General features: G+C 67.4%; 20 protein-coding genes. 6 read left to right on the top strand and 14 right to left on the bottom strand.

Features of this window, described 5'->3' with window-relative positions:
* Nucleotides 1–120: 120 nt before the first annotated feature.
* From ACTJJK_RS04745 to ACTJJK_RS04715, 7 genes are all read right to left on the bottom strand, one after another.
* Entirely contained in the window at nucleotides 121–669 is a 549-nt protein-coding gene (locus ACTJJK_RS04745) for a DUF6630 family protein (protein ID WP_031371061.1), read from the bottom strand.
* A 251-nt stretch (nucleotides 670–920) separates the two neighbouring features.
* Nucleotides 921–1,130 carry a cold-shock protein gene (locus ACTJJK_RS04740; RefSeq protein ID WP_031371060.1) on the bottom strand — a complete coding sequence of 70 codons (210 nt, stop codon included), beginning with the start codon at nucleotides 1,128–1,130 and terminating at the stop codon, nucleotides 921–923.
* 521 nt (nucleotides 1,131–1,651) lie between these two features.
* Complete coding sequence (locus tag ACTJJK_RS04735; protein WP_440729627.1) at nucleotides 1,652–2,557, bottom strand: HEAT repeat domain-containing protein; 906 nt, start codon at nucleotides 2,555–2,557, stop codon at nucleotides 1,652–1,654.
* Between the two features lie 168 nt (nucleotides 2,558–2,725).
* On the bottom strand, nucleotides 2,726–3,517 hold the full coding sequence (locus tag ACTJJK_RS04730) for a M23 family metallopeptidase (RefSeq protein WP_051884580.1): 792 nt from the start codon (nucleotides 3,515–3,517) through the stop codon (nucleotides 2,726–2,728).
* Nucleotides 3,518–3,580: 63 nt separating this feature from the next.
* Nucleotides 3,581–5,737: a SpoIID/LytB domain-containing protein gene (locus ACTJJK_RS04725; RefSeq protein WP_440729626.1), complete on the bottom strand. Its 2,157-nt coding sequence runs from the start codon at nucleotides 5,735–5,737 to the stop codon at nucleotides 3,581–3,583.
* 166 nt (nucleotides 5,738–5,903) lie between these two features.
* Nucleotides 5,904–7,814: an N-acetylmuramoyl-L-alanine amidase gene (locus ACTJJK_RS04720; RefSeq protein WP_440729625.1), complete on the bottom strand. Its 1,911-nt coding sequence runs from the start codon at nucleotides 7,812–7,814 to the stop codon at nucleotides 5,904–5,906.
* A gap of 459 nt (nucleotides 7,815–8,273) precedes the next feature.
* Nucleotides 8,274–9,452, bottom strand: a complete 1,179-nt coding sequence (locus tag ACTJJK_RS04715; RefSeq protein WP_440729624.1) for a lactonase family protein — start codon at nucleotides 9,450–9,452, stop codon at nucleotides 8,274–8,276.
* 355 nt (nucleotides 9,453–9,807) lie between these two features.
* Here ACTJJK_RS04715 and ACTJJK_RS04710 point away from each other — a divergent pair, with 355 nt between their 5' ends.
* Nucleotides 9,808–10,062: a DUF3297 family protein gene (locus tag ACTJJK_RS04710; RefSeq protein WP_031371055.1), complete on the top strand. Its 255-nt coding sequence runs from the start codon at nucleotides 9,808–9,810 to the stop codon at nucleotides 10,060–10,062.
* Nucleotides 10,063–10,240: 178 nt separating this feature from the next.
* Nucleotides 10,241–10,723 carry a DUF2165 family protein gene (locus ACTJJK_RS04705; RefSeq protein ID WP_031371054.1) on the top strand — a complete coding sequence of 161 codons (483 nt, stop codon included), beginning with the start codon at nucleotides 10,241–10,243 and terminating at the stop codon, nucleotides 10,721–10,723.
* Nucleotides 10,724–10,742: 19 nt separating this feature from the next.
* Here the strand turns inward: ACTJJK_RS04705 and ACTJJK_RS04700 are convergent, their stop codons facing one another.
* A complete protein-coding gene (locus ACTJJK_RS04700; protein WP_051884577.1) occupies nucleotides 10,743–11,228 on the bottom strand; it encodes a tetratricopeptide repeat protein in 486 nt (161 codons plus the stop codon).
* Between the two features lie 338 nt (nucleotides 11,229–11,566).
* On the opposite strand from ACTJJK_RS04700, the gene ACTJJK_RS04695 reads away from it, so the two are divergent.
* Nucleotides 11,567–13,084: a vWA domain-containing protein gene (locus ACTJJK_RS04695; RefSeq protein WP_440729689.1), complete on the top strand. Its 1,518-nt coding sequence runs from the start codon at nucleotides 11,567–11,569 to the stop codon at nucleotides 13,082–13,084.
* A 135-nt stretch (nucleotides 13,085–13,219) separates the two neighbouring features.
* On the opposite strand, the gene ACTJJK_RS04690 is transcribed toward ACTJJK_RS04695, so the two are convergent.
* The 5 genes from ACTJJK_RS04690 to tsaA all read right to left on the bottom strand — a co-directional run bounded on the left by ACTJJK_RS04690 (nucleotide 13,220) and on the right by tsaA (nucleotide 18,130).
* On the bottom strand, nucleotides 13,220–14,602 hold the full coding sequence (locus ACTJJK_RS04690; protein WP_223621392.1) for an amino acid permease: 1,383 nt from the start codon (nucleotides 14,600–14,602) through the stop codon (nucleotides 13,220–13,222).
* A gap of 412 nt (nucleotides 14,603–15,014) precedes the next feature.
* Nucleotides 15,015–15,776: an ABC transporter permease gene (locus ACTJJK_RS04685; RefSeq protein ID WP_031371050.1), complete on the bottom strand. Its 762-nt coding sequence runs from the start codon at nucleotides 15,774–15,776 to the stop codon at nucleotides 15,015–15,017.
* Complete coding sequence (locus ACTJJK_RS04680; protein ID WP_440729623.1) at nucleotides 15,773–16,774, bottom strand: ABC transporter ATP-binding protein; 1,002 nt, start codon at nucleotides 16,772–16,774, stop codon at nucleotides 15,773–15,775. Before ACTJJK_RS04680 ends, ACTJJK_RS04685 begins: the two co-directional genes overlap by 4 nt.
* A gap of 130 nt (nucleotides 16,775–16,904) precedes the next feature.
* On the bottom strand, nucleotides 16,905–17,417 hold the full coding sequence (locus tag ACTJJK_RS04675) for an SRPBCC domain-containing protein (RefSeq protein ID WP_223621394.1): 513 nt from the start codon (nucleotides 17,415–17,417) through the stop codon (nucleotides 16,905–16,907).
* 176 nt (nucleotides 17,418–17,593) lie between these two features.
* A complete protein-coding gene (gene tsaA, locus ACTJJK_RS04670) occupies nucleotides 17,594–18,130 on the bottom strand; it encodes a tRNA (N6-threonylcarbamoyladenosine(37)-N6)-methyltransferase TrmO (protein ID WP_440729622.1) in 537 nt (178 codons plus the stop codon).
* Nucleotides 18,131–18,455: 325 nt separating this feature from the next.
* On the opposite strand from tsaA, the gene ACTJJK_RS04665 reads away from it, so the two are divergent.
* The 3 genes from ACTJJK_RS04665 (at nucleotide 18,456) to ACTJJK_RS04655 (ending at nucleotide 20,414) form a co-directional block, all read left to right on the top strand.
* Nucleotides 18,456–18,830 carry a YciI family protein gene (locus ACTJJK_RS04665; protein ID WP_223621396.1) on the top strand — a complete coding sequence of 125 codons (375 nt, stop codon included), beginning with the start codon at nucleotides 18,456–18,458 and terminating at the stop codon, nucleotides 18,828–18,830.
* A gap of 527 nt (nucleotides 18,831–19,357) precedes the next feature.
* Nucleotides 19,358–19,714 carry an excalibur calcium-binding domain-containing protein gene (locus ACTJJK_RS04660; protein ID WP_440729621.1) on the top strand — a complete coding sequence of 119 codons (357 nt, stop codon included), beginning with the start codon at nucleotides 19,358–19,360 and terminating at the stop codon, nucleotides 19,712–19,714.
* 139 nt (nucleotides 19,715–19,853) lie between these two features.
* Nucleotides 19,854–20,414, top strand: a complete 561-nt coding sequence (locus tag ACTJJK_RS04655) for a DUF3016 domain-containing protein (protein ID WP_440729620.1) — start codon at nucleotides 19,854–19,856, stop codon at nucleotides 20,412–20,414.
* Nucleotides 20,415–20,577: 163 nt separating this feature from the next.
* Here the strand turns inward: ACTJJK_RS04655 and ACTJJK_RS04650 are convergent, their stop codons facing one another.
* Entirely contained in the window at nucleotides 20,578–21,000 is a 423-nt protein-coding gene (locus tag ACTJJK_RS04650) for a VOC family protein (RefSeq protein ID WP_408951092.1), read from the bottom strand.
* Nucleotides 21,001–21,466: the final 466 nt, after the last annotated feature.

Raw genomic sequence — 21,466 nt, 5'->3', positions numbered from 1 at the left:
AGTGCGGGCGCAGCAGATGAGCGGCCGAGGCGGGCGTCGGTCGTGCCAGGGCGTGGTCGCGGCTTGCGCCGCTCATACCCTGAAGCGGAGCGGTAGGAACGCTCAGCCGCCACCCGTGGATCAGTAAGCGTCGCTGCCCAGACGGATGTCGATGCCGAGCGCGGCGGCGACCGCTTCCATGTTCTCGTCGTCGCGACGCAGGGTGATCCAGCCGGCGTACATGTCGCTGCCGGTGTCGCGGTTCCACAAGGTGTAGCCGTGTTCGCGCAGGCGCACGAAGGCCTTGGCCATCAGCTCGGGCACGTCGGTGGCGTCGAGGAAGTCCTCGTCGGTGGGATCTTCCACGCCCCAGTCCACGCTGAGGTTCCAGCGCGAGGCCAGTTGCGCGATCGAATCGATGAAAGAACCGGTGTCCTTCCAGTCGACGCGATAGCCGGAGGTCCAGTCGATCACCTCCTGGATGGTCTCGGCCGGTTCGGCGTCGGCGTCGTCCTCGCACGTTTCGCGGTAACGCGCGAACTGCTGCAGCGCGGTGTCCTCGTCGCCGGGGTTGATCAGCAGCATCAGCTGCCAGACCAGGGCCTCTTCGTCGAGTTCCTCGTCGCTGTCGCCACCGGCGAATTCGATCTCGTCGCCTTCGTAGTCGGATTCGTTGTCGGGTGCGCTCATGGGGTGGCGTCCGTAGGGGAAGGGAAATGGTGCGACCTGGCGGCCGGATTGGAAAGCCGGGGCGACGGACGGATGCGATCGGCCCGGCGTAGCTGGGCCAAAAAACGAAAAAGCACGGCGCGGCCGGGCCCAAGCATGCAGAAGCCCGCCACCGGCGAGCCCCAAAACGAAGAAGCCCGGCTTGCGCCGGGCTTCTCGATGCCACCCTGCCTTGCGGCGCGGGTAGCGAGGTCAGCGTTGAACCCGAGGGTTCAGACCGCCTGCACCTGGTCGGCTTGCAGGCCCTTCTGGCCCTGCGTCACGACGAAGGAGACCTTCTGGCCTTCCTGCAGGCTCTTGAAGCCCTGGCCCTGGATCGCGCGGAAATGCACGAACACGTCATCGCCGCTCTCACGGCTGATGAAACCAAAACCCTTGGCGTCGTTGAACCACTTGACAGTACCGATCTCACGATCCGACATGTTGCTTACTCCTTGAAACGTTGTGTTGGAATGCCGCTTTCACGGCGTTGGGGCTGGTTGCAAGGAGGAAGCGAGGTGGAACGATGGAGTGGATCAGCGATCTACGGCATCGGGTCACGACCTACGGTGACCCTTGACGAACTCAGCTCGTACACCGTAGTGGCCCGCGATGGGAAAATCAATTGGAGAAACGCACCCGCGTTCATTCGATTAGGCGATCCAGTGCACGGTTTGGAACATGCCGCTTGCAGCCGGGCGGTGCCAAAGGCACCCGGCAGGCTATCGCCCCAGCTTCATCCAATTGATTTCATTGAATTTTACGATTTTACTTCTGGCGATTGGACGACTGGGCGCCGGATAAACCGAATCCGCTCGCTGCATCGAACCTGAACGGCGTTCATATTCGATCGTCCCGGACCGATGCCAAACCGGGGTCGATCCAGGCCCCAGGCGGCCCGCGGAACCCCGATCAGCGCCGATCCGCCCCGCGACCCGGGCCGGCGACCACCCGGTTCGAGGCCTCATCGGCCCTCGCCGCCTTCCTCGTCGGACTGCGCCTGGGCGCGACGCCAGATGCCGTACTCGGCGCGATTGAGGCGGAACTGCTGCAGCGCGAACGTCGCCGCGCCGCGATCGGCCACGCTCGCCTCGGGATCCGCGGCGATGGCGAGCAAGGCTTCCTTGAGGCGCTCGCTGCGGATGCCCGAACCGAGCACACCGGCGATCGCTTTCGCGCGTACCTCCGCCGAGTTGTCGAGGATCGCGCGGTGCAACAGGTCCTCGACCTGTTCGCCGTCGTCCCATTGCGCAAGTTGCAGCACCGCCTGTGCGCGCAGATTCGGATCGGGGTGACGCGCCAGCGCCGCCAGTTCGGCGACCACCGGCGCGGCGTCCTCGCTCGGCATCGTCGCCGGGGTCAGCATCGCCACCAATTCGCCCATGCGCTGCGGGTCGCCGCCGCGCTCGAGCTTGGCCAACAACGTCTGCCGCACTTCAGGGCGGTCCATCGAATACGCGCGCAACAGCTCCAGGCCATCGCGCTCGTCCTCGGGCCGGGTGCTGGCGCTGAGCGACAAGGCGAAACGCAGCACCTCCTCGCCCGACACCGCATTGAGCAAGGACAGCAGTTCGCCGCGCGCGGCGAGGTCGCGTTCGTTGCGGTAGCGCTGCAGCAGACTTTGCAGGAAAGCCGGATCGCGGCTGGCGCGTTGCCGCAACGACTCGAAGCTGATCCGCTCGTTGCCGAGCACCAGGTATTCCGGACTCGTCGCCGCATCGACCCCGGCCGGCTGCTGCGGCACCGGTGTCGAGGGCAGCGCCGCCGCCGGCGGTGCGGCCGTTACCTCGCGACGCGCCACATAGGCGCCGAGCGCGGCGCCCAAGACGGCGGAGATAAGGGCGACCAACAGCACCTGGCTGGATTTCATACGCGTTTCAAACCGGCGGAACCTCGTCGCAGGATAACGCGGCGCTTGTTCCGCGCTGCATTCCGCGCCTGCGAAACGAATCCGCCGGCACAAGCGCAACAAAGCCCCTCTCCCGTGGACGGGAGAGGGGTTACTGAGGGCAATCGGACTACGACCGCCCTCGGCGCATCAACAAGGCGGTGCGACGCGACCGTCCGAGCCGGTGTAGGTGTAGGCATCGGGAATGAAGCGACCGCTGCCGATCCGGTTCCAGATGTTGCTGGTGCCGTAGGTGCCGGTGACCGAGGTACCGGTGGTCTGGCACTGGATCGTCACCGCGGTGCCGTCGGCCAGGCTGCCGACGATCGAGTACGAAGTGCCGGGACCGGAACGCACGTTCAGCGGGGTGCCGTTGGTATTGACCGTGCCCGAACCGGTGCCGCCGCCACTGCAGCTGTTGCGGCTGGTGTAGTTGGTGCTGTTGCCGCTTTCGTCGAAGTACTTGATCAACGCGCCGTTGAAACGGATGCGTTGGGCACTGCCGTTCAAGCGCTCTTCGAAGTGCAGGTGGGCGCCGAACGAGCCGCCGGTGTTGCCGACGGTGCCGATCGCCTTGCCGGCGGCGACGCTCTGGCCGACCGAGACCGAGTACGAATTCAGATGCGCATACAGGGTGCTCCAGCCGCCGCCGTGATCGATCACCACGTACTTGCCGTAGCTGGTGTCGCCGAGGTTGCGCACCACGCTGACGGTGCCGCCGACCGAGGCGACCACGGTGTCGCCCTCATCGTTGGCGCGATTGAAGTCGACCGAGTTCTGCGGGCGGTGGTTGGAGCGGGTCTGGCCGGCCCAGGTTTGGCCGCAGGGAAACGGCATCTGGAAGTTCGGCGCGGCTTCGGCGGCCGTGGCGAACAAGGCGGCGAAGGCGAACAGCGCGGACAGGCCGCGAAGTCGGATACGTCTTGCGTTGACTGCGTTCATGGCGGGGATACTCCATCGGTGATGGCCGCGCCGTTGCCGGCGGCGCGACGCGGTTGAAGGGGGTCAGTGCAGGATCTGGACGTCGTCCAGATAGAGGTTGACGTCGTAACTGGTCTGCTCGCGCAGGAACCACACCGCATCCAGGCGCACGCTGGCGGCGTCGATCGTGCCGTTGCTGGCGCCGGCCCAGGCGTTCCACTGCGCGGCATCGCCGAGCGACCATTCCAGCCAGGTCCATTGCCCGCTCGGAATCGCGCGGCTGATCGCGCGCTCGGTGCCGTCGCTGTCGTCGATGCTCAGGCTCGCGCTGAGCCCGCTGGCGCCGGTGTAGACCCAGAAGCCGACCTTGCCGCCATTGCGCACCAGCTCGACGTTGTTGGCCGGTGTGCCGCCGCCCGACAACAGGCGCACCGCCCAGGCGCTGGCGACGGCGGGGTCGTCCTTGAGCAAGACCCGCAACGAGCAACTGCCGTTCTTGCGCGTGGCGCAGTCTTGCTGGGCCAAGGATGCGGTCGACACGCCGATCGTGCTGCCGGACGCGGTCGGCGCGCTGGCGAAACGGCCGACGCCGCTCTCGAAGCCGTCGAGCACGATCGCGCCGCCGCCCGGCCCGCCGCCGCCCTCGTTGGCGAGGAAGGCATTGCGCATGCCGCCGGGGCTGTTGTTGTTGTTGAAGTAGTGGTTGGCGATCCAGCGCCAGTCGCGGCCGTGGTTGGCGGCCCAACGCTGCGTGCCCCATTGGCTCATGCCGCGTCCGTGGCCGAAGCAACCGCGGTTGCGCCCGACCTCGTCGGACAGGCACGGCCAGTTATTGCGCGGCGAACCGTTGCGGCCGTTGCCGCAGCTCAGGTCGTTGTTGACGCAGGACAGGCCGTCGCTGGGACTGTCCCAGGCGTTGTTCTCCGAGGAGTACTCGCTGAAGGCCGCGGTCTTGCCGTCGCGGGTCAGCAGCACGCCGCGCGTGGCCGCCGCGGCCGCGACCGTCGCCGACACGCTGTCGGCGTTGAAGGCCTGGCAGGAGGTGCTGTTGCAGATGTCGTAGCGGCTGTTGACCGGGTGGGCGACGTAATACGCCGCATAGCTGCGGTAGGCGACGGCACCGGCGGCAAGCGAGTCGGCGTCCCAGGACGGGATCCACTCCTCGTCGAGGCCGCGGCCGACGTAGTCTTCGAAACCGTAGACCGACACGCCGCTGCAGGAACGCCCCGAACAATTAGTGCCGACGCGGATGCTCGACGGCACCGGCACGCTGACCGCCTGCGCGATCAGGCGCTGCGCGATCGCGACCGAGGCCGGGCGCCGCGGGTCGAGCGCGGCGTCTTCGTCGGCAGTGGCGTCGGATTCGGCCTGCAGCGCATCGGCGGCCGAGTGCGGCCGTTGCTGGTCTTCGCGCTGGCGCGCACGCACTTGCACGTGGCTGCGATCGATCACCACGGTCGAACCGGCGCCGGCTTCGAGATCGACGATCAGGTGACGGCTGTCGTTGAGCAGCGGCAGCCCGGTCAGGCGCTGGCTGCGATAACCCTTGGCGCTGACGGTGATCTCCACCGTCGCCGGCAAGGCCTCGCTGTCGCGCGCCAGGGCCCGCGGCAGGTGCGCGGACAACTCGAAATAACCCTCGCCGTCGGCGGTCGTGCCTGCGCCTTGGCTGCTGCGCACCTGCGCGCCGGCGACCGGACGGCCGCTGCGATCGTAGACATGGCCGCTGAACACCGCGCACTGCGCGCAAGCCGCTGCCTTCAGCGCCAACAGATCCAGGGCTTCGGACGGCATCGACGGCGACAGCCACACGGTCACCGGCAATACCGGCGCGGCGTCGATCTCGACCCGGGTGCTGAGGCTGTCGTAGCCCGGCGCGCTGACGATCAGCTCGTAGCGGCCTTCGGCCAGGGCGGCGACGCGGCCGCCGCGGGTGGTGATGCCGAGGTCGTGCACGCGCGCTTCGGCGCCGCGTGCGATTACGACCAGGTGCGAATCCAGCGCGCGGCCGCTGACGCTGTCGCGTACGCGGATATCGAGCGCGCGGCTGGCGGATGCGCTGTTCGAAGCCGGCGTGGTCGAGCCGGCGCGGCTGGCTCGATGCGCCGCGCCCGGCGTGCGCAGCCATTGCGCGAATACGGCGCCGGCCAGCAGCAGGGCCAGGACCGCCAACCAGGTCGGCAGGCGACGCGGCGATCTCGATGGGCGCGGCGCTTCGGGCGCTTGCGGGTGCTCGGACATGGACGATCCCCTGGGAGTGACGAAACCGTCCGCAGGCGCGCTTCACGCCGATCGGCGGTGCGAAGTGGTGCGCGTGCGGCCGCGATGATCCGAAGCGCGCAGGCCGGTTGNCGGCCTGCGCGCGGAGGGATCGGTGGTGAAACTCTCGGATCAGTGCTTGGTCGGATCAGTACTTGACCTGGACGTCGTCGAGATAGAGGTTGACGTCGTAGCTGGTCTGGTCGCGGTACAGCCAGATCGCGTCGAGCTTGACCGTGCTGGCGGTGATCGCGCCGTTGGCGTTGCCGACCCAGGCGTCCCACTGGGCGGCGTCGTCCAGGCGCCACTCCAGGTAGGTCCAGGTGCCGGCCGGGATCGCACGGCTGATCGAACGCTCGGTGCCGTCGCTGTCGTCGACGCCGAGCGCGGCGCTCATGCCGGTCGCGCCGGTGTAGACCCAGAACCCGACCTTGCCGTTGGCGCGCGTCAGCGCGGCGTTGCTGGCCGGCGTGCCGCTGGCCGACAACAAGCGCACCGCCCAATCGCTGGCGCTGGCGGTGTCGTCCTTGAGCAGCACGCGCAGGGAGCATTCGCCGTTCTTGCGGGTGGCGCAGTTGCGCTCGCCGAGCGAAGTCGCGGCGATACCGGTGGTGCTGCCCGAATAGGCCGGGCCGGTGTCGAAGTGGCCGACCGTGCTCTCGAAGCTGTCGATCACGGTGCCGGTGCCGCTGCCCGGGTTGAGCAGGTTGTAGTAGCGCGCCCAGTCCCAGTTGATGCCGGGGTCGGTGTGGTCCTGGCCGCTGTAATGCTGGTGGCCCTTGACCTTGACGCTGGTCGGCAACACGTTGACGCCGCTGCCGCCCGGGCCGCGGAACGCGCTGGCGCAGCTGATCGCGCTGTAGCGGGCGCAGAAGTGCCGGGTCAGCGCCGCCGAGGCGTTGTACATCGCGCTGGTGTACCAGCTGGCGTTGTTGATGAAGCCTTCGTGCTCGATACCGAGCGTGGTTTTGTTGTGGATGCCGACGTGATGCGAGGCGCGGTCCTCGCGCACCATCTGGGTGATCTGGCCGTCCGAGCTACGGATCAGATAGTGCGCGCTGACACTCTTGGGGTTGTTCTGGAACCAGGAAATGCTGCCGGCGTAATAGCCCTGCATCGTATGGATGGTGACCGAGTCGTACGAGGTGCGGGGCGAGTGATACGGCGACGCCACCCACAAGGCCGGACCGTAGTCGGTGCTCTTGGTGTCGGCGCTGTCGAGGCCCGGCGCGGTCAGGGTTTCGCTGAGCGGGTCGATGGCGTAGTCGCCGCTTTTCAGGCCCTGCGTCTCGACCCGATCGCGGGCCAGGTCCAGGCGCACGAACGGTGCGCGCAGTTGCACCAGCTTGCGCGCGTCGAAGGCGCGCTCCCAGGCCACCGGACGCTCCGGCACGACGATGCCGCGGTCGTTGACGCCCTTGTCCTGGGCCAGCAGCACGTCGAAGGCAAAACTCGAACGCGCGTGGTCCTGGATGGCGCTGCGCGCGAGCGCGTTGTCGCCGCGGGCGAAGCCGGCATAACGCTCCAGCGCCGGGCGCGTGGCCTCGGGCGTAGCCTTCGCTCCGACGCCATCGGCGCGCAGCTCGCGATCGAGCAAGGCGGCGGCAGCGAGGATGTTGCTCAAGGGATCGCGCTGCACCCGCGCCGCCGGCACGCCGAGCAGCCGGGCGCCCTCGCCGACCTGGTCGGCGAAGCCTTCGCCGCGGTACAGGCCCATGACGCCGTAGGAGCGCGGCATGTGTTGGTGCTGCTCGCCGTATTGGGCTGTGCTCGGCTGCAGGTGCTGCCAGCGGCTCATGACGTAGGCGACCGATTCGAGCGTGCCGGCCGGGATCGCCGGATAGCGCGCATAGGCCTGGCGGAAGTAGTCGGCGTAGACGGCGCGGTCGACCCGCGCCAGCGATTCCTCGACCTGCAGACGCTGGGCCAGGCCCCGGTCCTCGGGCGCCGGTCCGGCGATGGCGAGCCAGGGCGCGGCGAGGGCCAACAGGCCGACCACGGCGAGCGACAGCGACGACGGCAGGCAGGCGGCGAACCGGCGTTCGGAATATTTGTTCATTTTTGTTTCCCCATGAGAATTAAAAATTCCCCGCGGGGTCCTTGTACTGCATTTGCCTGACTGGCAAGTGCTGTTCGAGGCGGTTTTGCGTAGCAAAATCGCGATTCGCGACTTCCATCACCCCTGAACTGCGCCGGTTGGCGTCTGGTCTCACGACCGTCGATCCGGCCTCTCCCGCTGCAGGAAGCAAGCTGCGCTGCACCGCGTCATCTTCCTCCGGCGGCCGGCGGCCTTCATCCTCGGGCTGACCCCAGTGGGGTCTCCCGGCTCCGCGCCTGCCCAGCCCGACCGCCCCGCCGCGGCCCGGAAACGTACGAGGCCCGGACATGCCGGGCTACGAAACGCACAAGGCCCTGACATGCCGGGTTTCGGAAACTACAAGGCCCGGACATGCCGGGCCTTGCGAGGGCGAAACCAGGTGCGGGTGCGGCGGCGTGTTGCCGCGAACGGCCAGCGAACTCAGTTAGCCGGCGCGAACTTGATGTCCGACGGCGCCACCGCTTCGAGCGTTTGCACGGTCTTGCCGAGCCTGCCGTCGGCGGGATCGCGCTCGATCACCACCAGGTTGCCGCTGTGTTGGTTGGCGACGATCAGATGACGGCCATCGGGCGAGAGCGCGAATTCGCGCGGCCCGCGGCCTTCGCTGCTGCGACGCTGCAGCGCCGACAAACGCCCGCTGTCCGCATCGACCGCGTACACGGCGATGTGGTTGTCCTCGCCGCGGTTGCTCGCATACAAAAAGCGGCCGTCGGCGGACAGATGCAACGCCGCGGCGGCATTGCCGCTGCTCCGGCCCGGGTCCATCGCCAGCGTCTGCACCGGTTGCAGGCGGCCATCGGCGTAGTCGAGCACCACTACCTCGCCGCTCATCTCCAGCGTCAGATACGCATGCCGTCCGGAGGCATCGAACAGCAGATGACGCGGGCCGCTGCCGGGCGGCAGTTCCAGGAACGGCGTCGCCGCCGCGCGCAGCGGACGTTCGCCGCTGCGCGCCGGGTCGTAGCGATAGGCATAGACCTTGTCGGCGCCGAGGTCGGCGGCGAACACATGCCTGCCGTCCGGCGACGGCACCGCGGCATGCACATGGGTCGACAGCTGGCGTTCGCGATCGGCCTGGCTGGCGCGATGGGTCAGCACCTGCACCGCCGACTGCAGGCGGCCGTCGCCGTCGACCGGCATCACCGCGAGCGTGCCGCCGGGATCTGCGTTGACCGAATAGTTGGCGACGAACAAATAGCGCCCGTCCAGGCTCAGCGCCGCATGCGCGGGCTCGTCGCCGAGACAGTTGGCCTGCGACAGCGGCCGCGAGCGGTCGTCTCCGCGCGCGAGGGCGAAGCTGCTGGCGCGGCCGACCGGGTCGTCCGACTCGGGGCCGTTCTCGTTGACCGCGAACAAGCGGCGGCCATCGGCGGAAAAGGCGAACCACGAGGGGTTGTCGGTCTCGATCACTTCCAGCGGCTGCGGCTCGATGCGCCCCTGGGCGGGGTCGAAACGATAGCGGCCGATGCCCTTGCAGACCGCACCGGTGTAGCAGCCCACCAACAACTCGGGCTGCGCGCGCTGTTCGGCGGCGGTGGCGGGTGCGGTAACAAGCGTCATCGACAGGCTCCAGGCAAGCAGGGGGGATCGCAGGATCATCGGGCTCTCCGGCGCCGGCGGCGCGACGCCCGATCCTGCACCAGCGCGCCGCGATGGCCAAGCCTGGACGGTCGCGGCGCTTACCCTGTAATTTCACCGCAGCCGTCGCGGCCGGCAGTGGGGCGAATTCGCCCGCGGTTTCCCGCGTTTGTCCGGGCGCCGGACTTTCACGGCGCCCCGAGCTCACCGCCGGCATCGACGCGGCCGCGCAGGCACCGCGCCAAAACCCGCCGCCGCGCGGACTGGGCCGGGCACGACGGTGCGCGTATCCTGAGCGCCGAATCTCCAACGCCCCGGTCGCCCCGCGCCGGGTCGGCCTCGTACCACGTCAGTTCACTACCGAAAGAGCGCCAGCATGACCGACACCCCGCCCGACCGCCTCTCCAACGACACGCGCAGCCCCTATTACGACCCGGCCGTGCTCGAACGCGGGATCGGCCTGCGCTTCAACGGCGTGGAGAAGAACAACGTCGAGGAATACTGCGTCAGCGAAGGCTGGGTGCGCCTGCCGGTCGGCAAATCGCTCGACCGCCGCGGCAACCCGATGACGATGAAGGTCAAGGGCCAGGTCGAGCCCTATTACCTGACCGAAGCACCGCAGGCCGACTGAGTCCGCCTGCCCGCGCCGCGCCGTTGCCCATCGGGGCACGGCGCGTCGCCATGTTGTTTGCTGACATTTTTTTCGCGGGCGATGTCTTAAACCCGCCTCCTGGATCGTCGATACAGCAACAGCCCCCGAATGCCGCGCCCGCGGCGGGGCGCACCGCTACGACCTTCCGGAGATCCGCATGTCCCTCGCTGCCAGCCTGTTGTTGTTCAAGCTCGTCTTCATCGCCGGTCTGGCGTTGTGGCTCACCGTGGTCGCGTTCAACAACCTCATCGCCTTCCGCAATGGCGTGTTCGCGCTCGGTTCGATCATGCGCATGGCGCCGTTCGAGCAAGCCCCGGCGATCCAATCGCCCCTGCTGTCGCGCAGGATCGAGCAAACTTCCTGGCACCGCGCCGCATTCTCGATCGTGCTCGGCGCCGAGATGGTCACGGTCGTGCTGTTGTGGGCGACGGTCGCCGCCTTGGCCGGCCTCGCCACCTCCGCCGACGCGATCATCCTGGCCAACCTGGCGCTGACCGCGCTGATGGCGACCAGCTTCCTGATGGCGGTCGGCGGCAGCTGGTTCGCCTATTACATCCGCCAGGACAACCTGCAACTGATCCACTTCGTCCTGGTCGCGGTGGCCGTGCTCGGCCTGCTCGCGGTCAATCTGCGCCCCTGAGCGCAGCGCCCGGGCCTGCTCAGGCGGTGGCGGTCTCGCGCCACTGTTCGCACAGCCGGCGCATGTCGCCGGCCAGGGCCGGCACCGGTTGCGGCAAGCGCAGCGCCGCTTCGAGCACGGCGCAGGCGCGGTCGCGGTCGCCTTCGGCCGCGGCCGACAGGCCGCGCGCATAAGCGCCGAGCGGATCGGCCTGGGCCAGCACCGGCGCCAGCCATTCGCACGCGTCCTTGGCGGTGCCGCGCATCAACAGCAACTGCGCCAACTGGAAACGGGCGACGACGAATTCCGGCAACACCGCCAGCACCGCGCGCAAGCGTTCCTCGGCGCGATCGAACAAGCCGAGCTGGGCGTGTTGGATCGCCAGCAGGTACTGCACGTGCAGATTGTCCGGTTCGCGTTCGAGCACGCGCTGCAGCAGGCGCACGGCCTCGACGTCGCGCGCCTGGTGGATGGCGTCGAGCGCGAGCCGCAGCAGGTCGGCGGTGGCGAGCCGGTCGGGGGTCATCGGGGCCTGGCGCCTCCCCGGCGCCGGCATTCGTAATGAACGCAGATTGTGGACCAAGCCGGGCCAACGGAAAACGACGGCGGTCATAACGAAAAGCGAAGACGCACTTGCCTAGTGTGGCCATCGCCGTCGCCTCGACCCCATCGCGCGCCGGCCGACGTTCCCAAGACGCACAACCCGATCAACGGAGGATCACCATGTTGCTGCGCAATCGCCCTACCCCCACCCGCTTGCCCGCTGCCGCCCTCGCCTGCGGCATCGCCTTCGCCCTGCTGCTGGGCGCCTGCAGCAAGAAAGTCGAACGCGCCGACGCGCCGGCTTCGGCCGAAGCGGTGTCGATGCCGATGCCCGCGAAAGTCCTGATGGCCGAGCCCGACCAGTCGGCCCCCGCCAACACCGAGAAATACGCCGAGATCGAACCCAACTCGATCCACCGCGCCGCCGAGCAACCGGTCTCGACCTTTTCCATCGACGTCGACACCGGCAGCTACGCCAACGTCCGCCGTATGCTCGCCGCCGGCGAACTGCCGCCCAAGGACGCGGTGCGGGTCGAGGAGCTCATCAACTATTTCGACTACGGCTACCCGGCGCCGGACTCGAAGGACACGCCGTTCAAGGTCAGCACCGAGCTCGCGCCGGCACCGTGGAACGCCAAGCACGTGCTGATGCAGATCGGCATCCAGGGCTACGACGTCGACCGCAGCGAATTGCCGCCGGCCAACCTGGTGCTGTTGATCGACACCTCCGGCTCGATGGACGAGCCCGACAAGCTGCCGCTGCTGAAGAAAGCCTTCGCCCAGTTGGTCAAACAACTGCGCCCGCAGGACCGGATCTCGATCGTGGTCTATGCCGGCTCGGCCGGCCTGGTGCTGCCGCCGACGCCGGGCGACCGCGGCGGCGAGATCCTCGATGCGCTCGAACGCCTGCAGGCCGGCGGCTCGACCAACGGCGGCGACGGCATCCAGTTGGCCTACGCCACCGCGCGCCAGGCCTTCATCCCCGACGGCATCAATCGTGTCCTGCTCGCCACCGACGGCGACTTCAACGTCGGCACGGTCGACCAGAAGGCGCTGGAGACCCTGGTCGCCGACCAGCGCAAGTCGGGCATCGCCCTGAGCACGCTCGGTTTCGGCAGCGGCAACTACAACGACGCCATGGCCGAGCAGTTGGCCGACGTCGGCAACGGTAACCACGCCTATATCGACAGCGCCCTGGAAGCACAGAAAGTGCTCGGCGAAGAACTGGGCTCGACCCTGCTGACCATCGCTGGCGACGTCAAGATCCAGGTCGAGTTCAACCCGGCGGTGGTCGCCGAGTACCGTTTGATCGGCTACGAAAACCGCCTGCTGCGGCGCGAGGACTTCAACAACGACCGCGTCGACGCCGGCGAGATCGGCGCCGGCCACGATGTCACCGCCTTGTACGAAGTGGCCCTGGTCGGGTCCGGCGGCGAGTCGGTCGATCCGCTGCGTTACGCGGCGGCCAAGCCGGCCGGCGAGGCCAAGGCCGACGACGGCGTGCGCAAGGACGAACTCGCTCTGCTGCGCCTGCGCTACAAGCGTCCCGGCGAGAACGACAGCCGCCTGATCGAGACCCCGTTGCGACGCCAGGACATCGCCGCGCAAGCGAGCGAACGCCTGCGCTTCGCCGCCTCGGTGGCCGGTTTCGGCGACCTGCTGCGCGGCGGTACCCACGTCGACGCGAACTTCGGCTGGGACGGCGTGATCAAACTCGCGGCGGATGCGCGCGGCGACGACCGCAACGGTTATCGCGGCGAATTCCTGCGGCTGGCGGAAACGGCGCGCGGGCTGCAGGCCTCGGCGCCGGCGCGCGGTGCGGCGGTTGGCGGGGAATGAACTGCGGGCATTCCCTGGCTAGGGTGAGGGCGCTCTTTGCTTTGCCTTGAATAACTAGCTACGGCCGCACCAGCGTTACGCGCCCTCATCCACCCCCTCTCCCGCACGCGGGAGAGGGGCTTCGAGCGGCAGCGATCAGGCGCCCTGCGCCACCGCGGTGTCGCGCTTGTGGAAGCCGACCGCGTAGTACAGCACTACCAGCAGGATCAGGAACGCGGGGCCGACATACAGCGCCACGCGCGTATCCGGGAAGTACGCCATCAGGCCGACCACCAGCACCAGGAAGGCCAGCGCGACCCACGAAGCCACCGGATACATCGGCATCTTGAAGGCCAGGCGCGCGCGTTCCTCGGCGCTGAGCGCCTTGCGGAAGCGCATGTGCGAAACCAGGATCACCGCCCAGGTCCAGATCGCGCCGAAGGTCGAGATCGAGGTCACCCAGACGAACACTTCCTTCGGCGCCAGGTAGTTCAGCAGCACGCCGAACAGCAGCGCCACCACCGACACCAGGATCGCCGCGCGCGGCACGCCGCCGCGCGAGGTGTTGGCGAAGAACGCCGGCGCCTGCTTCTGCTGGGCCAGGTTGTAGAGCATGCGGCCGGTGCTGAAGATGCCGCCGTTGCACGAGGACAGCGCCGCGGTCAGGACCACGAAGTTGATGATGCCGGCGGCCTCGCGGATGCCCAGGCGCTCGAAGGTCATCACGAACGGGCTGCCGGTGGTGCCGAGCTCGTTCCAGGGGTACAGCGACAGGATCACGAACAGTGCGCCGACGTAGAAGATCACGATGCGCCAGAACACCGAGTTGATCGCATCGGGAATCGACTTGCCGGGGTTGGCGGCCTCGCCGGCGGTCAGGCCGATCATTTCCACGCCGAGGTAGGCGAACATCACCATCTGCAGCGACATCAGCACGCCCTGCGCGCCGTTCGGGAAGAAGCCGCCGTGCGCCCACAGGTTGCTGATGCCGATGGCCACGCCGTTGTTGCCGAAGCCGAACACGATCATCGCCAGGCCGGCGAGGATCATCACCACGATGGTCACGACCTTGATCATCGCGAACCAGAATTCGAACTCGCCGTAGGCCTTGACCGTGATCAGGTTGACCGAGCCCATCGCGATCAGCGCGGCCAGCGCCCAGATCCACTGCGGCGTATCCGGGAACCAGACCTGCATGTAGATGCCGACCGCGGTGATCTCGGCCACGCAGGTCACCAGCCACAGGAACCAGTAGTTCCAGCCGGTCAGATAACCGGCGAGCGGCCCGAGGTAGTCGCGGGCGTAGCGGCTGAAGGAGCCGGCGACCGGGTTATGCACGGCCATCTCGCCGAGCGCGCGCATGATGATGAAGATCGCCGCGCCGCCGAGCAGATAGGCCAGCAGGATGCCGGGGCCGGCCAACTTGATGGCATTGGCCGAGCCGAGGAACAGGCCGACGCCGATCGCGGCGCCGAGCGCCATCAGGCGGATATGGCGTTCGCTCAGACCGCGATGAAGTTCCTGCTGGTTCGTCTGCATCGGCGAGGCTCCCGGAATCGGTCCGGCACGACGCCCGCGCTGCGCTCAACGCGGCCGGACCGGAATCGGCGAAGCATACCCTGGGGTGAGGCGGTGCGGCAGGCGGGCTGAAGCGACTCCCGGCCGAAACCCCAAGCCGCCTCGATTCCCCTTCTCCCTTTCGATTGAAGCCCCTCTCTCGCTTGCGGCGACCGCAGGGAGTGCAAGGCTGAGAGGGGTTGGGGTGAGGGCACGCGAGGCAATTATGGCAACACGCCTGCCCTCATGCGGCCCTTCGGGCCACCTTCTCCCGCTTGCGGGAGAAGGGAAAGGCAAATGCCCGCTTGCGGGAGAAGGGAAAGGCAAATCCCCGCTTGCGCGAGAAGGAATGGCTCGCGGGAGAAGGGCAGGCCCGCCTCATCCCGCGCACACCTCAACTCTTCAACTTGTACCCGGTCCGGAAGATCCACCACACCGCGACCAGGCACAGCAGCATGAAACCCGTGGTCATGCCGACGCTGAGGACGATGTCGACATCGGACTTGCCGTAGAAGCTCCAGCGGAAGCCGTTGACCAGGTAGACCACCGGGTTGAACAGCGAGACGCTGCGCCAGAACGGCGGCAGCATGTCGATCGAGTAGAAACTGCCGCCGAGGAAGGTCAACGGCATCACGATCATCATCGGGATCATCTGCAGCTTCTCGAAGCCGTCGGCCCACACCCCGATGATGAAGCCGAACAGGCTGAAGGTGACCGCGGTCAGGACCAGGAACACCGCCATCCAGACCGGGTGCACGATCTCGAAATCGACGAAGAAGCGCGCGGTGATCAGCATCAGGATGCCCAGCATCACCGACTTGGTCGCCGCCGCGCCGACGTAGCCGGCGATCACCTCCAGGAACGACACCGGCGCCGACAGCAGCTCGTAGATCGTGCCCGACCATTTCGGAAGGTAGATGCCGAAGGAGGCGTTGGAAATGCTCTCGGTCAGCAAGGCCATCATGATCAGGCCCGGCACGATGAAGGCGCCGTAGCTGACCCCGCCGATCTCGACCATGCGCGAGCCGATCGCCGAGCCGAACACGATGAAGTACAGCGAGGTCGACAGCACCGGCGTGGCGATGGACTGCATCAGGGTGCGGAAGGTGCGGTGCATCTCGAAGAAATAAATCGCCTTGATCGCGTGCCGGTTCATGCGCGCACCTCCGCGCCGGCCTGGCGCGGCGATTTGACCAGGTTGACGAAAATCTCTTCCAGCGAGCTCTGGCTGGTGTGCAGGTCCTTGAAGTCGATGCCGTGCTCGCCCAGGCGCCGCAGCAGGGCGGCGATGCCGGTCTCCTCGGATTGAGCATCGAAGGTATAGACCAGCTCGTGGCCGTCGTCCGACAGGCTCAGCGCATCGCTGGCCAGGGCCTCGGGCAGGGTCGACAAGGCGGTCTGCAACTGCAGGGTCAGCTGTTTCTTGCCGAGCTTGCGCATCAGCGCGCGCTTTTCCTCGACCAACACGATCTCGCCGTGGTTGATCACCCCGACCCGGTCGGCCATTTCCTCGGCCTCGTCGATGTAGTGCGTGGTCAGGATGATGGTGACGCCGCTGTCGCGCAGCTGCGACACCATCGCCCACATCTCGCGACGCAGCTCGACGTCGACGCCCGCAGTCGGCTCGTCCAGGAACAGAATCGTCGGCTCGTGCGACAGCGCCTTGGCGATCAACACGCGCCGCTTCATGCCGCCGGACAGGGCCATGATCTTCTCGCCGCGTTTTTCCCACAACGACAGGTCGCGCAGGACTTTTTCCAGATACGCCGCATTCGGCGCCCGCCCGTACAGGCCGCGGCTGAACTTGACCGTGTCCCACACCGTCTCGAAGGCATCGGTGTGCAGCTCCTGCGGCACCAGCCCGATCGCCGAGCGCGCGGCGCGGTAGTCGCGGACGATGTCGTGGCCGTCGGCGAGCACCTGGCCGCCGCTGGGATTGACGATGCCGCAGACGATGCTGATCAGGGTGGTCTTGCCGGCGCCGTTGGGCCCGAGCAGGGCGAAGATCTCGCCGCGTCGGATGTCGAGGTCGACGCCCTTGAGCGCCTGGAAACCGCCGGCATAGGTCTTGGTCAGGCCCTTGATCGAAACGATCGCGGGCGCGTCGCTGCGCGCATGCGCGGACAGCGGGGAAGCTTCGGAAACGGACGGCATGGACACTCCGCGGAGGCGATGACGCGGACGACGGCGCGAGAGTCGCGCCGGGCGCGTGCGGTCGCCCAGTGTACGACCGCCGCGCGCCGGCGGTGCAGGCCGGCGCGCGATGGCGTGCACGCTTCGAGCGTCAGTGCGCGGACACCAGCGCGTCCAGGCGTTCGAAGCATTCGCCCCAACCCGGGATGACTTCCTGCTGCTCGGCTTCGACGCGCTCGGCGATCGAACCGAAGCGCATCTCCAGGGTCAGCAAGGTCTTGCCGGCACCGTGTTCGGCGAAGGTCACGGTGACACGCGACTGCTGCGAGGGCTTGCTGTCGTCGTCCCAATCGTCGATGTAGACCAGGCGCTCGGGCGCGACGATCTCCTGATAGGTGCCCTTGATCGGGTACTCGGCGCCGTCGGACGCGACCATGCAGATGCGGAACATGCGGCCGACCGCGACGTCCATCTGACGCACTTCGCTGTTGAAGCCGTGCGGCCCCCACCACTTCGCCACCTGCACGGGGTCGGTCCAGGCCGCGAACACCAGTTCGCGCGGGGCGTTGAGGACGCGCTGCAAGGTGATGCTGTGGTCGTCGACGCTGTGGGTGGTGCGGTCGGCGGAAGCGGTGTCGGCGGTGCTGGAGCCATCGAACGTCATAGGAATTCCTCGGGCGAAAGGGGAAGCCGCTCGCCCCGAAGGGCGCCGGGCCTTGCAGGGCCTACATCTAAACCAATTAGCTAATTAACCTAAACGGAAATTACAGCGACAGACCGTAGCGGTCAAGCCCTTCGTTTCGATCGATTCGCGGCCGCCGCCAGACGAGCCGCCAGGCCTCAACCGGCCTGGCCGCCCGGGGGTTTGCGCGGGCGCTTCGGCCCCGGCGCCGATTGCCGGCCCTGCGCGGCGTCGATCTCGTCGATCCAGCCGGCGCGCGATCCGGCGAAGGCATCGGCGTAAGGCACGTAGGGTTTGATGTCGAGCACCGGGGTGCCGTCGAGCAGGTCCACGCCGCGCAGGATCAGCGCACCGGGTTCGACCGCGACCAGCTCCACCGCCGACAGCCCCAGCGGATTGGGCCGGTGCGGCGAACGCGTCGCCAACACCCCGCGCTTGGGCCCGCCGCGCGGCGGTTTCACCTGCGCCTTCCAGCCCTGGCTGCGATGAAACGCGAAGATCAGCCAGATGCGTTCGAACCCGGCCAGGTCGGCATAGGCCTCCGGCGCCAGGTCGTCGACGAATTCCAGCCGAGCCTCGACCACCTCGCCGCTCTGCGTGCCCTGCACCACCGTCGATTGGTGCGGCGCATCGATGCGCTGCGCATACGGCGAGCGCAGGTAGGCGATGGGGCGGCAAGCGAAAACTTCGGACATCGGGCGTGGCCAAGCGTTGCGGAACCTCGGCATTGTCGCCGCAGCCCTCGCCGCACGTCGATCACCGCAGAGATAGGCGTCGTCGCTGCAGCCGGGATCGCAGGCCCTGCGACGGCCGCCCGGCAGAGTGCCGCACCGATGCGGTGGTGCCCTGCGCATTCATCCGGCGAACGCCACGAGCGGATGCGATGCATGAGTTTCGTCACTGATGCATCGCGCGGCCACGGCGTTATGCTCGGCGCCGCAGTCCTCGCGGCGCGCTTCCCAGCCCTCGCCGCTACCGGACCCATCGACGAACGCCTTCCTGCCTGCCCCAGAGGACGCCATGAAATATCTGGTCATGATCTACAACGACGACAGCCTGATCGAAGCCCTGCCCGAGGGCGAGTTCGGCACGATGATGCGCGGCTGCCTCGCCCACGCCGATGCGATGCGCGACGCCGGCGTGCTGCTGGATTCGCAGATGCTCGCGCCGCCGGCGCAGGCGACCACGCTGCGCACGCGCAACGGCCGCACCACCTTCATGGACGGCCCCTTCGCCGAAGCCAAAGAGTACCTGGGCGGCTTCAACCTGATCGAAGCGGCCGACATGGCCGAAGCCGTGCGCATCGCCGAGTCCTTCCCCTGGAGCCGCACCGGCCGGCTGGAAGTACGGCCGGTCATGGATTTCGACGACGTGCGGCGCGAGTTCGCGTCCTGAGGCTAGTGGCCCCATGGGTAGGAGCGGCGCAAGCCGCGACCGCGCCATTTCCCGTTGCCGCGCCTCCTACCGCAGAGCCGTACAGCAAAATCTGGAGCTTCCGTCCGCTAAAGCGGCCGGGTTACTTTCTTTTGCTGAGCCCAAAAGAAAGGTAACCAAAGAAAAGGGCTCTCCTTGACGAAGCTCCCCTGCGAGTTCGCAGCGCGCGTCGGGATTTTCCGATAAGACATCCTTGTCTTATCGGAAAACGCCGCACGTCCTGTGCGGCGCCCTCCGGGTCTACGGTTGCATCGCAAGTTCGGAACTGCGCCAAGCTTTCACGGCAACGGCAACGGCAACCGAATATTGTAGGAGCGGCGTGAGCCGCGACCACGCTGTCTCCGCCGGGACGCATCCGGCCGTATCTCGTTAACGCAACGGCAACCGCAAAGCTTCCGTCCTCTGACCTTGGATACCCTCGGCTGCACGCTCAAGGCTTGGCCGCTTTCCCGTCCCGGACCCGTTGGGTTCGAGACGGGGGACTCATCATGCGCGCTCATTCCATCGCGCTCGGCGCCGCACTGGCGCTGAGCGTCGCTTCGCCCGCCTGGGCTCACGGCGGCGGCCTCAATGCCGAGGGCTGCCATAACGATCGCAAGCACGGCGGCTACCACTGCCATCGCGGCCCCGCCGCCGGCGGTGACGGCTTGCGACCGGCATCGCCGCGTGCGCCCAACCGCGCTTCGTCGTGGGCCGCCGACAACACGGACTCGGCAGCCGACGACGGCGGCGCTTACGCCAACTGCAGCGCCGCGCGCGCAGCCGGCGCCGCACCGGTACGACGCGGCGATCCCGGCTACGGCCGGCATCTGGATCGCGACGGCGACGGCGTCGCCTGCGAATGAAGCACCCGCGAACGCGGCGAAGATAGTGAATTGGCGGCAACGGAATCTCCCGCATACGCGGGTTTAACGCCTTATCGCTGGCGGCGATACGGCGGCAGGCGGAGAATCGGACCGTATCCCCACCGCATCGGAGCCCGTCATGAACCTCCGCATCGCCTTCGCCGTCCTGCTCTCGGCCGCCGCGCTGATGGCCGGGGACGCCGGCGCGAAGTCCCGCAACGTCACCGATCCCGATGCGCCACGCGCCCTGCCCGAACAAGGCCCGGTCGCGGTGCGCTGGGAGGACCCGGCACAGTTCACCGAAATCCGCTACAGCCGCAACCGCTTCGAGGCCGTGCGCGGCAATTGGGTCGAGCAACTGGCGCAGCACTTGCGCACCCGCGCGCAGAAGCGCCTGCCACAAGGCCAACGCCTCGAAGTCGACATCGCCGACATCAAGCGCGCCGGCGACTTCGAGCCCTGGCACGGCCCGCAGTTCGACGACACCCGCTTCATCCGCGAGATCTATCCGCCGCGCATCGTCCTGAACTTCAAGCGTCTGGACGCCAACGGTCAGGTCGTCGCAGAAGGCGAGCGCACCCTGCGCGACATGGGCTTCATGATGGGTGCGCGCAGCGTCAGCGACAGCGACCCCTTGCGCTACGAGAAGCGTCTGATCGACGACTGGCTGTCGCAGGAACTGAAGGCGCCGGGCGCCTGAGCGTTCGCGCCTTGAGCGTGGCCCCGCCTGAAACGACGGTCGCCCCGGATGCCAGGCATCCGGGGCGATTTTTTGATCCGATGTCGGTGCCGGCCACTGCCAAGAGCCTCGATGGCAGTCGGCAGCTGGGCATCGACCGACTGGCTATGCCCTGCGCAGGGGCTTACTCCTGGGCGGCGTGCGGTTCCGCATTCGGGTCCATGTAGAACACTTCCCAGGTGTGGCCGTCGAGGTCTTCGTAGCTGCGCTGGTACATGAAACCGTAGTCCACCGGGTCCTTCGGGATGACCGCGCCGGCGGCGATAGCCTTTTCGACCAGTTCGTCGACCTTCTCGCGGCTTTCGGCCGACAGGCCGAGCAGGGCCTCGACACTCTTGGAGGTGTCGCAGATCGACTTCTTGGTGAAGGACTGGAAGAACGGCTCGACCAGCAGCATCACGAAGATATTCTCGCCGACGATCATGCAGGTGGCGTTTTCGTCGGTGAACTTGGCATTGAAGGTGTAACCCAGCTGGGTATAGAAAGCGACCGCGCGGTCGAGGTTCTTGACGGCGAGGTTGACGAAGATCTTGGGCTGCTCGGACATGGCGAATCCTTGGTCGGTTGGAGGGAGGTTCGGCGGGCGGGGGGATAAGATCCGTTTCCTGCCTGCTTATGACAACGACGAACCAGGATCGGCGCAATCGACACGGCCGCGAAATTATTTTTTGGGGCCCATGCGGCCCATCTGCCCTTGGCTCTCGGGCTCTGCCCTCGCCCCTCCCCCTGTAGGAGCGGCGTGAGCCGCGACCAAGGGACGCGCAGAGACCGCACCGCTGGCGTCATCGATCGAAGCCGTGAGCTATAGCGGGTAGGAGCGGCGCGAGCCGCGACCCGCGTTGCCCCCCTTTGCGACGCATCCGGCCGTATGCCGCTGAAGCACGACAACAACAACAGCAACCGCAACCGCAACCGCAACCGCAAAGCTTCCGCCCGCTGACGCGGCCGGGTTACTTTCTTTTGCTAAGCCCAAAAGAAAAGTAACCAAAGAAAAGGGCTCTCCTTGCAAGGGC

The organism is Lysobacter sp. 22409, from assembly GCF_052045105.1.
Lineage (GTDB): Bacteria > Pseudomonadota > Gammaproteobacteria > Xanthomonadales > Xanthomonadaceae > Lysobacter > Lysobacter antibioticus_B.
The sequence above is the reverse complement of the archived record's forward strand: the minus strand, read 5'-3'. Positions and strand labels throughout refer to the sequence as shown.

Coding starts and splice junctions, on each gene's coding strand:
- ACTJJK_RS04745 (WP_031371061.1), bottom strand. CDS start 669: ATGAGCGCACCCGACAACGAATCCGACTACGAAGGCGACGAGATCGAA.
- ACTJJK_RS04710 (WP_031371055.1), top strand. CDS start 9,808: ATGACCGACACCCCGCCCGACCGCCTCTCCAACGACACGCGCAGCCCC.
- ACTJJK_RS04715 (WP_440729624.1), bottom strand. CDS start 9,452: ATGATCCTGCGATCCCCCCTGCTTGCCTGGAGCCTGTCGATGACGCTT.
- ACTJJK_RS04675 (WP_223621394.1), bottom strand. CDS start 17,417: ATGACGTTCGATGGCTCCAGCACCGCCGACACCGCTTCCGCCGACCGC.
- ACTJJK_RS04705 (WP_031371054.1), top strand. CDS start 10,241: ATGTCCCTCGCTGCCAGCCTGTTGTTGTTCAAGCTCGTCTTCATCGCC.
- ACTJJK_RS04740 (WP_031371060.1), bottom strand. CDS start 1,130: ATGTCGGATCGTGAGATCGGTACTGTCAAGTGGTTCAACGACGCCAAG.
- ACTJJK_RS04690 (WP_223621392.1), bottom strand. CDS start 14,602: ATGCAGACGAACCAGCAGGAACTTCATCGCGGTCTGAGCGAACGCCAT.
- ACTJJK_RS04730 (WP_051884580.1), bottom strand. CDS start 3,517: ATGAACGCAGTCAACGCAAGACGTATCCGACTTCGCGGCCTGTCCGCG.
- ACTJJK_RS04720 (WP_440729625.1), bottom strand. CDS start 7,814: ATGAACAAATATTCCGAACGCCGGTTCGCCGCCTGCCTGCCGTCGTCG.
- ACTJJK_RS04680 (WP_440729623.1), bottom strand. CDS start 16,774: ATGCCGTCCGTTTCCGAAGCTTCCCCGCTGTCCGCGCATGCGCGCAGC.
- ACTJJK_RS04695 (WP_440729689.1), top strand. CDS start 11,567: ATGCCGATGCCCGCGAAAGTCCTGATGGCCGAGCCCGACCAGTCGGCC.
- tsaA (WP_440729622.1), bottom strand. CDS start 18,130: ATGTCCGAAGTTTTCGCTTGCCGCCCCATCGCCTACCTGCGCTCGCCG.
- ACTJJK_RS04650 (WP_408951092.1), bottom strand. CDS start 21,000: ATGTCCGAGCAGCCCAAGATCTTCGTCAACCTCGCCGTCAAGAACCTC.
- ACTJJK_RS04660 (WP_440729621.1), top strand. CDS start 19,358: ATGCGCGCTCATTCCATCGCGCTCGGCGCCGCACTGGCGCTGAGCGTC.
- ACTJJK_RS04685 (WP_031371050.1), bottom strand. CDS start 15,776: ATGAACCGGCACGCGATCAAGGCGATTTATTTCTTCGAGATGCACCGC.
- ACTJJK_RS04655 (WP_440729620.1), top strand. CDS start 19,854: ATGAACCTCCGCATCGCCTTCGCCGTCCTGCTCTCGGCCGCCGCGCTG.
- ACTJJK_RS04700 (WP_051884577.1), bottom strand. CDS start 11,228: ATGACCCCCGACCGGCTCGCCACCGCCGACCTGCTGCGGCTCGCGCTC.
- ACTJJK_RS04735 (WP_440729627.1), bottom strand. CDS start 2,557: ATGAAATCCAGCCAGGTGCTGTTGGTCGCCCTTATCTCCGCCGTCTTG.
- ACTJJK_RS04725 (WP_440729626.1), bottom strand. CDS start 5,737: ATGTCCGAGCACCCGCAAGCGCCCGAAGCGCCGCGCCCATCGAGATCG.
- ACTJJK_RS04665 (WP_223621396.1), top strand. CDS start 18,456: ATGAAATATCTGGTCATGATCTACAACGACGACAGCCTGATCGAAGCC.